The 10,470-nt window shown below is 64.4% G+C and carries 7 protein-coding genes; 5 read left to right on the forward strand and 2 right to left on the reverse strand.

From position 1 onward, the window contains the following. The first annotated feature begins 50 nt into the window (after window positions 1-50). Window positions 51-1,673: a glycoside hydrolase family 32 protein gene (locus ACFVSI_RS21150; RefSeq protein ID WP_387828177.1), complete on the forward strand. Its 1,623-nt coding sequence runs from the start codon at window positions 51-53 to the stop codon at window positions 1,671-1,673. Window positions 1,674-1,773: 100 nt separating this feature from the next. Further along, window positions 1,774-3,519 carry a phospho-sugar mutase gene (locus ACFVSI_RS21155; RefSeq protein ID WP_387828179.1) on the forward strand — a complete coding sequence of 582 codons (1,746 nt, stop codon included), beginning with the start codon at window positions 1,774-1,776 and terminating at the stop codon, window positions 3,517-3,519. 3 nt (window positions 3,520-3,522) lie between these two features. Here the strand turns inward: ACFVSI_RS21155 and nirD are convergent, their stop codons facing one another. Further along, a complete protein-coding gene (gene nirD, locus ACFVSI_RS21160; RefSeq protein ID WP_387828182.1) occupies window positions 3,523-3,915 on the reverse strand; it encodes a nitrite reductase small subunit NirD in 393 nt (130 codons plus the stop codon). 282 nt (window positions 3,916-4,197) lie between these two features. On the opposite strand from nirD, the gene nirB reads away from it, so the two are divergent. From nirB to ACFVSI_RS21175, 3 genes are read left to right on the forward strand one after another with little or no spacing between them, the layout of a single operon-like run. Further along, the gene (gene nirB, locus ACFVSI_RS21165) at window positions 4,198-6,810 is read left to right on the forward strand and encodes a nitrite reductase large subunit NirB (RefSeq protein ID WP_387828185.1); all 2,613 of its coding nucleotides are present in this window, start codon (window positions 4,198-4,200) and stop codon (window positions 6,808-6,810) included. A gap of 12 nt (window positions 6,811-6,822) precedes the next feature. Next, window positions 6,823-7,857 carry a uroporphyrinogen-III C-methyltransferase gene (gene cobA, locus ACFVSI_RS21170; RefSeq protein ID WP_387828188.1) on the forward strand — a complete coding sequence of 345 codons (1,035 nt, stop codon included), beginning with the start codon at window positions 6,823-6,825 and terminating at the stop codon, window positions 7,855-7,857. A gap of 12 nt (window positions 7,858-7,869) precedes the next feature. Then, on the forward strand, window positions 7,870-9,027 hold the full coding sequence (locus ACFVSI_RS21175; protein ID WP_387828190.1) for a uroporphyrinogen-III synthase: 1,158 nt from the start codon (window positions 7,870-7,872) through the stop codon (window positions 9,025-9,027). Between the two features lie 13 nt (window positions 9,028-9,040). On the opposite strand, the gene ACFVSI_RS21180 is transcribed toward ACFVSI_RS21175, so the two are convergent. After that, on the reverse strand, window positions 9,041-10,339 hold the full coding sequence (locus ACFVSI_RS21180; protein WP_387828193.1) for a Y-family DNA polymerase: 1,299 nt from the start codon (window positions 10,337-10,339) through the stop codon (window positions 9,041-9,043). Window positions 10,340-10,470: the final 131 nt, after the last annotated feature.

A 10,470-nucleotide genomic window follows, 5' to 3' on the forward strand; every position in this document is an offset into this window, starting at 1 on the left:
GCCACAGGCCGGCGCACCCCGTCACCCCAACCCCTTCAGGATTCTCCCCAATGACTCATCCCAGCCCCCACCTGTCCCGCCGCCAATTGCTGGCCGCAAGTGCCGCCGTCGTCGTCGCCTTTTCCGCCGCCTCCTGCACGGCAAGTCCGACGCCGGTGCCCACCACGGCAGGCCGGACGCCCACCGCTTCGGATCCGTGGCGGCCCCTGGCGCACCTGACGGCCGAGAAGAACTGGCTCAACGATCCCAACGGACTGATCTACCACGACGGCACGTACCACGCGTTCTACCAGTACAACCCCCGCGCCAACTCGTGGGGCAACATGTCCTGGGGCCACTCCATCAGCAAAGACCTGGTGAACTGGGAACAGCAACCGGTAGCCATGGAGGCCAGCGCTGCGGAAGAGATCTTCTCGGGCTGCATGGTGATGGACAGCAACAATGCTTCGGGCCTCGGATCGGCCGGAAACCCGCCGATGGTAGCCCTGTACACCAGCGCCTACGGCAAAAACGGCGCGCTCCCCCACGGCGCCCAGGCGCAATCTGTCGCGTACAGCCTCGACGGCGGTAGTACGTGGCAGAAGTACTCCGGTAATCCCGTGCTCAACCTCGCGCCCACCAACAACAACTTCCGGGACCCGAAAGTTCTCTGGTACGAGCCCGGCCAATACTGGGTGATGACCACCGTGGTTGCCGACGCGCAAGTGGTCAAGCTCTTCAAGTCCACCGATCTGCTCCACTGGGACTACCTCAGCGACTTCTCCGGCGCCGGCGCGCAGGGTGGTCTGTGGGAGGTGCCCGAACTCGTCCAGATGCCCGTGGAAGGCTCCACGGCAAAGAAGTGGGTCATGGTCCTGAGCATCAACCCCGGCGGCATCGCGGGTGGGTCCGGCATGCAGTATTTCGTGGGCGAATTCGACGGGACCCGTTTTACCGCCGAGAACGCAGCAGCCCCCGATGCTCCGCTGACAGAGTCGCAATGGCTGGACCACGGAGCCGACTACTACGCCGCCAACTCCATCTCCAACGCGCCCGGGGACAAACCCGTACTGCTGGGCTGGATGGGCAACTGGGATTACGCCCAGAACGTCCCCACCACTCCCTGGCGCGGCTCCATGGCGATTCCCAGGGAACTCACGCTGGTCCGGGGAGAGCGCCGCTATGAGCTCCGCTCGGCAATCGCCAGCACAGCCAGGGAAGCACTGGAACGCCGGGGCGGTGAGGTCAACAACAAAAACCTCACCGTGGACTCCTCGATCCAGGACTTGGGAGCGGACTTTGGGGCTCGCAGCCAGTTGCTTGAGCTCGATCTGGACCTGTCGTCCGCGCGGGAGGCCGGCGTGATTCTCCGCCGCTCCGCCGACGGTCAATCCGGTCTGCGGATCTCCTACACCAAGGAAACCCGGACACTGAAGGTGGACCGTTCCCAGGCGGGAACCACCAACTTCTCCGAGAAATTCAGCCCTTACCACCAGGTGTCCCTTCCTTCTACCGGGAGCGACGGGAAGGTCCACCTCACCGTGCTCCTCGATTCCTCGTCGGTGGAGGTCTTTGCCGGGGATGGCGCGGCGGTAATTACGGACACGTTCTTCCCGGATTGGGACGCTACCGGAGCATCAGTGTTCAGCACGGACGGAGAGGCGCGCTTCGACGTGCGATCGCGTCCGTTCTAAGGCAACCCGGGGTCAGATTTGGCCCATTGCGACCCGATTTACGGGCCATATCTGACCCCGCGTTGCCCTTGCCGTGCGCAATGAGGATAGTTTTGTCCCTATGACATCCAGTGATGCCGCACGTGAACAGCTGATCATCGACGCCCGCCAATGGGCCGCCCAGGACCCGGACCCAACGACGACGGCGGCCCTCCTGGAGCTTGCCGACCTCACCGCAGCCGGTGATGCGGGAGCGGCCCAGGAACTGGGCGACAGCTTCAACGGCACCCTCCAGTTCGGCACTGCGGGCCTTCGCGCCGCCCTCGGTCCCGGGCCCAACCGCATGAACCGCGTGGTGGTCCGCCGGGCAGCAGCAGGACTGGCGGCCTTCCTCACCGAAGCAGTAACCGCGGCTGCACCGGGAACGCGGCCACGCGCCGTCGTCGGCTTTGACGCCCGCTACAACTCTGACATTTTCGCGGAAGAGACCGCGGCGATCTTCACTGCCGCGGGCATCGAAACCTTCCTCATGCCTGCAGCCCTTCCGACGCCGTTGCTCGCCTACGCGGTCAGGAGCCTGGAGTGCGACGGCGGCGTGATGGTCACTGCCAGCCACAACCCGCCGCAGGACAACGGGTACAAGGCCTACTTGGGGCGGCATGCGGTGGCCGGGAGTGGCCGGGGGGCGCAGATCGTGGCGCCCTACGATGCCGAAATCGCAGCCAGGATCGAGGCCGTCGGGGCGTTGGAGTCCATCGAACTGGCTGATTCCGGCTGGACGGTGCTGCCGGAGTCCATTGCCTCGGACTACGAAACGTCCATGGCCAAGCTGGTGGATCGCGAACACTTCCCCGCGCGGGACTTGAAGATTGTTCTGACGCCCATGCACGGCGTGGGCGGCGGAACGGCCGTGTCCGTTCTGAACGCCGCAGGATTCACTGATGTCACGCTGGTGGCCGCACAAGCTGAGCCGGACCCGGACTTCCCCACCGTTGCTTTCCCGAATCCGGAAGAACCCGGCGCACTGGACCTGGCACTCGCAGCCGCCGAGGAAGCCGGCGCGGACATCGTGTTGGCCAATGATCCCGACGCCGATCGCGCTGCGGTTGCTGCCCTGGATCCCGCGACGGGTACATGGCGCATGCTGCGCGGCGACGAGGTTGGTGCGTTGCTCGGAGCCCATATCGTGGCCCGGCTGGCCGCTGCTTCCCCGGACGATGCGCACACCGGTGTTTTCGCCAACTCCATCGTGTCCTCACGCCTGCTCTCCCGGATCGCGGCCTCGGCGGGCTTCGCCCATCAGGAGACGCTCACGGGCTTCAAGTGGATTTCCCGCGTCCCAGGCCTCACTTACGGCTACGAGGAAGCCTTGGGTTACTGCGTGGCGCCGGAGCTGGTCCGTGACAAGGACGGCATTTCGGCGGCCGTACTGATCGCCGAGATGGCGGCAGCTGCCAAAGCCGAGGGCAAGACGGTCTTCGACACCCTGGATGATCTGTATCTGGTGCATGGCCTGCACGCGAGCGACCAGTTGAGCATCCGCGTGGCCGACCTGGGCCTTCTCGATGCCATGATGAACCGATTGCGGGTCAACCCGCCTGAAGCGTTTGGAGGTTCCGCCGTCGAAGTGTCCACGGATCTGGCGGAAGGAAGCGACGCCTTGCCTCCCACGGATGGGCTGCTCTATCTCACGCGTGACCAGAGCCGCGTTATCATCCGGCCCAGCGGCACCGAACCCAAGCTCAAGTGCTACTTGGAAGTGATCCGTCCGGTGGAATCGGCAGCCGAACTCCCGGAAGCACGCCAAGCGGCGCGGACCGCCCTGGATGATGTGCTCAGCGACGTCCGCGAAGCGCTCGGGCAGTAGCTTTCACACCGATTCCTGAAGCCCAACCTCAACGACGCCGTCCACAAGGCGGGTAGCGAAGACCTCGAGGCTGAGTTCGGCATTGCTGAAGCATTCACCTGTCCCAAGGTCGTAGACCTCTTTGTGGAGCGGTGAAGCGATGGTGGGCCGGCTGCCTCGGGAGCCGATGATTCCGCGCGCCATGACGTTGGCGAGAGTGGCCGGGTCCTGCTGGGCGACGGCAAATATCTCTGAGGGTCCTGTTCGAAAGATTGCGACCTGGCGCCCTTGAATCAACGCAGCTTCACCCCAGGCGGGCTCGAGTTCGTCCATAGGGCAAACGCGGTGCCAGGTGATGCCTCCGGTCAGGCCTTTGGCACTGTCCAAAGTCCCGGCGCGGTCCAGAATTACGGTCATTTCAGCCCCTCTCACTGTGTCCGGGAGTGCCGTATTCCACTGCCGCATCTGCCGGACCCGGCCACGCTTGTGGCCACTCCTCCACGCTAAAACCGGGGTGTTTCGTCCGGGGTGCGCCTTTGTGTCCGATTGGTAAAAGACACCTCACACCTGCTGAAACGCGTTCGTGATGCAGAAGTTAAGACCACGAAACAAATGGGAAACTGAAGCGAAACTGCCCCTTCCTAGGCTGGGACCACACGTTGCGGAGATCCGTCTGCACCATTTGCGAAAGGCCCACCAGTGACCGGACACACTTCAAGCACAGGGACTCCACGCCGCGTCGTCATCGTCGGCGGCGGCCCCGCCGCCCACCGCTTCACCGATGCCATGGTCAATCGCGGCCTTGAAGGCTGGCAGCTTACGGTGCTGACCGAGGAGGCGCACCTCCCCTACGACCGTGTGGCGCTGAGCAAGGCCCTCACGGAAACCGGCGTTGACCTCACTCTGGGCGATGCCGCAATGTGGGACCACCCGGCCGTGGAGCTGAAGACCGGCGAGCGCGCGGTGAAGATTGATCCCGTTGCCAAGAACGTCACCACCGCCGCGGGCAGCGTGTACACCTACGACCAATTGGTGGTTGCGACGGGCTCTGATGCTGCCCGCCTTCCCATTCCCGGCGCCGAGCACACCCATGTGTACCGGACCCTCGAGGACGTCTGGTCCATCAACAAGGCAATCGCGGAGTTGACCGCGAAGCTTGGCCGAAAGGTCAAAGCGGTCACCATCGGCGGTGGCCTGCTGGGCCTCGAGTCTGCTGCCGGTACTGAGCAACTCGGCGCAACTCCCGTGGTCATCAACGGCTCCCCGTGGTTGATGAACACCCAGTTGGATGAAGGTGCGGGCCAGGCGCTGGGCCGTTTGATTGCGGCCAAGGGCTTCGAAGTGCACGGCGGCGTCTTCCCCTCCGAGGTACTGACGGACGACGACGGCCAGGTCACCGGTGTTCTCATGGCGGACGGCCGTACCATCCCCGCTGACCTGGTGATTGTGGCCATCGGTGTCAGGCCCCGCGACGATCTTTTCCGTGCAGCCGAGGGTGAAGAGCAGTTGTTCGGCCTGGGCCAGCGTGGCGGTGTGGTCATCAACGACTTCTGCGCCACCGAGGTTGAAGGCATCTGGGCCATCGGCGAGGTGGCCAACTTCGGTGGGATGTGCCTGGGCCTGGTGGCCCCGGCCAACACCATGGCGGAAATTGTTGCCGACCGGCTGCATGGTGGCGAAGCGACATTCCCCGGCTTCGACACGGCCACCAAGCTCAAGCTCTCCGGAGTCGACGTTGCCAGCTTCGGCGACGCCTTTGCCCGCACCGAGCACTCTTTGGAAATTGTCTACGCCGACCCCGCCCGTGGCGTGTACCAAAAGATCGTGACAACCGATGATGCCAAAACCCTCCTGGGCGGCATCTTCGTGGGCGACGCATCTCCCTATATGAGCCTGCGCCCCCTGCTGGGCCGTGAATTGTCCGCAGAACCGGGAGCGTACCTCAGCGCGGCGGGTGGCGGGGAGGCCCCGGAGACAGAACTGCCGGACGACGCGATCCTGTGCTCCTGCAACAACGTGGCTGCCGGTACCATCCGCGACACCATCAACGGCTGCGGTGCCTGCGAAGGCAACGCCCCGGTCCAGGAGCTCGGAGAGCTCAAGGGGTGCACCCGCGCCGGAACCCAGTGCGGTTCCTGCGTTCCCATGCTGAAGAAGCTCCTGGAAGGCGAACTCACCAAGTCCGGGATCGAGGTCTCCAAGGCCCTCTGCGAGCACATCAGCCTCTCCCGCCAGGAACTCTTCGACGCCATCCGGGTCCTGGAGCTCACGTCCTTCGAGGACATCATGGCCAAGTACGGCACGGGCGCGGGCTGCGATATCTGCAAGCCGACCATTGCCTCGATCCTGGCCAGCCAGCACTCCGCGTACGTCCTGGACGCCGGGCGTGGTTCCCTGCAGGACACCAACGACCGCGCCCTGGCCAACATGCAGAAGGACGGAACCTACTCGGTGGTCCCCCGCATCGCCGGCGGTGAGATCACGCCCAGGGGGCTCGGCGTCATCGCGGCAGTGGCGGAGAAGTACAACCTCTACACCAAGATCACCGGTGGCCAGCGCATCGATATGTTTGGTGCCAGGCTCGAGCAGCTGCCGGACATCTGGAAGGAACTGGTGGACGCGGGCTTCGAGTCCGGCCAGGCCTACGGGAAGAGCCTGCGCACAGTGAAGTCCTGCGTCGGATCCACGTGGTGCCGCTTCGGCGTGCAGGATTCCGTGGCCATGGCCATCGCACTGGAACTGCGCTACCGGGGCCTCCGCAGTCCCCACAAACTCAAGATGGGTGTTTCCGGTTGCGCCCGCGAGTGCGCCGAAGCCAGGGGAAAGGACGTCGGCGTGATCGCGACGGCCGATGGCTGGAACCTCTACGTAGGAGGCAACGGCGGTGCCACTCCGGCGCACGCCAAGTTGCTCGCCAAGGACCTCGACGACGAAACGCTGCTGAAGTACATCGACCGCTATCTGATGTACTACATCCGCACCGCCGACCGCCTCCAGCGCACCGCCCGCTGGCAGGAAGAGCTCGACGGCGACATCAAGCACGTCGAGGATGTGGTGGTTCACGATTCCCTGGGTATTGCCGCCGAACTTGAAGCCGCGATGGCCAAGCACATCGACACCTACCAGGACGAGTGGGCAGAGACTCTGAAGGACCCGGAGCGGCTCCGCCGTTTCCGTTCCTTCGTCAACGCCCCCGACCAGAAGGACGAGTCCATTGCCTTCGTTCCGGAGCGCGGCCAGATCCGCCCCGCCACGAATGAAGAAAAGGGCGGCGTGCTCATCGCCTCCACCATCCCGGTCCGCAGCGAATAACGAGGGGTCCCCATGCAGCTCACCATTGATCTCACCGGCCGCGACGTGTTGGTCACGGGTTCGGACAAGAACGCCCGCCAGGCTGTCCGCCGCTATCAGCGTGCCGGCGCCACCGTCCACCGCCTGAGCACTCCGGACGCAGTGCCGTCCAGCGGCCAGCTCCCGGGACACCCGTTTCTGGTAGCCCTTGTGGACGACGGCGACGACCGCTGGGCCGCGCTGGTGGACCGCTGCCGCGCCGCGGGCATCCCGGTGGCGTTTGAGCCAGCACCTGGTGCCGCCGGACACGTGACCCTGGTGGGTGGAGGACCGGGCGCACTGGATTTGTTGACAGTAGGTGCGGTGGACGCATTGCGGGATGCCGACGTCGTGTTCTACGACCGTTTGGCCCCCTGCCAGGAACTGGCGGACCTGACCTCCGCGGAGCTGGTGGATGTTGGAAAGCAGCCGGGCCTGCACAAGGTGACTCAGCGTGACATCGAGAAGCTGATGGTGGAAGCGGCACTGCTCGGTAAAAACGTCGTCAGGCTCAAGGGCGGCGACCCGTATGTGTTTGGACGTGGCGGCGAGGAGGTTGCTGCGTGCGTAGCAGCCGGCGTTCCTGTCCGGGTTGTTTCGGGTGTCACCAGCGCCATCTCCGTACCTGCCGCCGCTGGGATTCCGGTGACGCACCGCGACGTGAGCCACATGTTCACGGTGGTTTCCGGCCACGCCCCCCTGACGGAGAAGGAACACACCCACCTCGCCGGGCTGGGCGGCACCATCGTGGTCCTCATGGGCATAGGCACCCTGCCGCAGCTGGCCGCCGGCCTGCGCAGGGCGGGGATGACATCCGACATGCCCATGGCCGTTGTGGAACGTGGCTACCGTCCCGGCCAGCGCACTACCATCGCCGACCTCGGTAGTATCGAAACAGCAGCGACCGGTTGCAGCAACCCTGCCGTCCTTGTCATCGGTGAGGTGGTCAGGGTGGCCGAAGCCAACCGGAATCACGCCGAAGCATCCGCTGAACTGAGCCGACTCGCGGCTTCGCTCCTTGAAGCCTGAAGGTAAATACACATGACTGTTGCACGTGCCATCGAAGTCCTGGACCCCAATGCCGCTCCGGACGCCGCGGAGGCCGCAGAAGCACCCCTGGATGGATTCCGCATCGGCGTCACCTCGCACCGCCGCTCCCGTGACCTCATTGAGGCCCTTGAGCGGCGGGGTGCGAGCGTCCTGCACGCCCCCGCCCTGAAGATCGCCCCCGTCCAGGAGGACATGATCCTCATAGAGGACACCCGCACCATCATCGAGGCCAAGCCGGATATCTGCATCGCCACCACCGCCTACGGAATGCGGCGTTGGTGCGAGGCCGCCGATTCCTTTGGCATCGGGGAGCAACTCCTGGAAACCCTGTCCTCCTGCCGCATGTTCGTCAGGGGACCCAAAGCCCGCGGTGCCGTGCGCGCGGCGGGTTTGGCCGACGTCGGTATCAGCAGTGACGAGACCACGGCCACCCTGGTGGACATGCTCCTGGTGGAGGGTGTGCGTGGCAAGACCGTGGCAGTGCAGTTGCACGGGTACACCGACGTTCGCCAACTGGAGCGGCTCCGCATGTCCGGAGCGACTGTCTTGACCGTGACGCCCTACCGCTGGGTCAAGCCTGACGGAGAGGACAAGTTGCCGCGCCTGATCGAGGCCGTCGTCAATGGCAATCTCGACGTCCTGACCTTCACCAGTGCCCCGGCCGTGGACGCCATGTGGAGCACCGCGCACGAAATGGGCCTGTACCGACAACTCATCGAGGCGCTCAAGGGTCCCGTGACTGTTGCGGCCGTGGGGCCTGTCACGGCACAGCCGCTGGTCGACGCCGGTCTCACTCCCCTCATCCCCGACCGGTACCGCATGGGTGCGCTCATCCGCCTCGTCACCGAGCACCTGTCCCTGAACCATGTGCGACGCTTGGAAACCAAGACAGCCACGATCGAGCTGCGCGGGCGGTGCCTTCGGATCAACGGCGAAGTGGTGGAACTGGCACCGGCTCCCCTCCTGCTGCTGCGGGCGCTCCTCGGGGCAGGCGGAGCGGTCTTGTCGCGTGAAGCGTTGTCGGATCTTTTGGATCTGCGCGGCTCCGTGCATGCCCTGGACATGACGGTCAGCCGGCTGCGGTCCTCGCTCCCTGACGGAAAGCTCGTGGAAACCGTGGTGAAGCGCGGATACCGGCTGCGCGCCTAGGACTCCAGCCACGCTACGCCGCCTTTACCAAGGGAAGTTCGTTCCAGTTGGTGGTGTAGCGCGGGCTGAGCATGTCCCGCTTCATGGACCAGTCCGGACCACCCTTGATGCCTGCATGTCCGAGGCCAATGGAGCCGCGGCCATAGCGTTTGCTGACTTCCTCCAGCAAGCTCCCAATGCCACGTTCCTCGTGCCGGTTCTCGAAGATCTCCAGGGGTTTCTGGTTGCCCGTGGGGCGGAGGTCGGTGACCATGATGCCGGCTTTGGCGTACTTGGTTCCCTCCTGCATCTTCGGCACCAAGGCGTGGGCGGCTTTCGTCAGCAGGACAGGGTCCGACGTCGGCATGGGGAGTGAGACGTTGACGGTCGGAAACGATCTGTCGTTCGGGTTGTAGACCGATGTTGCCGCGAACGCTGTCAAGAGCTTGGCCTGGAGGTCGTGTTTGGCCAATCGGGCGCTTGCCATCTGACCGTAGACACTCAGCACCTGCCGCAGCTGGGCCGTCGTCGTTATAGGCGTGGAGAAGGAGCGCGAGAAGATCAACTGGTCCCGCCCGATCCGTTCCTCTTCCATGGGGATGCACGGGGTACCCTGCAGCTCCAGGACCGTGCGCATCATGACAATGGAAAACTTGTCACGCAACGCAACGGGCTCGGCGCGGACCAGGTCCAGGATCGAGTAGATTCCCATGGCATTCAGGCGCTTGGTGAGCCTGGTGGCGATGCCCCAGATCTCGATGACCGAAAGCCGTGCCATGAGCGACTCACGCTCCGCTTCCGGGACCGAATCCCAGCGGCACACCCCGCTGAAGGCAGGATTGTGTTTGGCCCACTTGTTGGCGAGCTTGGCAAGCGTTTTGGTGCGGGCGATTCCGACGCAGACCGGAACCCCGACATTTCTGCGGCACGCCTCTTTGATGGAGCGCCCCAGGTGCAAGAGTTCCTCCGGCCGGCCTTTAACGCCCAGGAACGCCTCATCGATGGAATACACCTCCTGCCAGGCCGAGTAGCGCCGCAACAACTCCATGACCCGTGAGCTGATGTCCCCGTAGAGCTCGTAATTGCTGGACAGGGCAATGAGTCCCCATTCCTTTGCCCGCGGAGCCAGCTTGAACCAAGGATCCCCCAGACCGATGCCAAGCCGCTTTGCCTCGGGCGATCTGGTAACCGCGCAGCCATCGTTGTTGGACAGGACGATCAGGGGTTTGCCTTCCAAGGCAGGGTTGAAGGCCCGTTCCGCCGAGGCATAGAAGCAGTTGATGTCCACGTGGGCGATCTCCTGCATCTGGCGCATAAGGGCTGGCCTGGACATGCTCCTCCTTGGTTCGGCACTACCATGCGCGCCCATCGAAACACGGAGGGACACGCCAACCATTCGAAGATATATTCGAATAGTTCAACTGTACCTCCGCACTCCGACAATAAAACTGCCCTGCCACCGCG

The organism is Paenarthrobacter sp. NPDC057981 (assembly GCF_042886835.1).
Taxonomy (GTDB): Bacteria; Actinomycetota; Actinomycetes; order Actinomycetales; family Micrococcaceae; genus Arthrobacter.

What these genes read in the sequence shown, in the direction of transcription:
- cobA (WP_387828188.1), top strand. Translation starts at nt 6,823, where the DNA reads ATGCAGCTCACCATTGATCTCACCGGCCGCGACGTGTTGGTCACGGGT.
- ACFVSI_RS21150 (WP_387828177.1), top strand. Translation starts at nt 51, where the DNA reads ATGACTCATCCCAGCCCCCACCTGTCCCGCCGCCAATTGCTGGCCGCA.
- nirD (WP_387828182.1), bottom strand. Translation starts at nt 3,915, where the DNA reads ATGACCGTAATTCTGGACCGCGCCGGGACTTTGGACAGTGCCAAAGGC.
- ACFVSI_RS21180 (WP_387828193.1), bottom strand. Translation starts at nt 10,339, where the DNA reads ATGTCCAGGCCAGCCCTTATGCGCCAGATGCAGGAGATCGCCCACGTG.
- ACFVSI_RS21155 (WP_387828179.1), top strand. Translation starts at nt 1,774, where the DNA reads ATGACATCCAGTGATGCCGCACGTGAACAGCTGATCATCGACGCCCGC.
- ACFVSI_RS21175 (WP_387828190.1), top strand. Translation starts at nt 7,870, where the DNA reads ATGACTGTTGCACGTGCCATCGAAGTCCTGGACCCCAATGCCGCTCCG.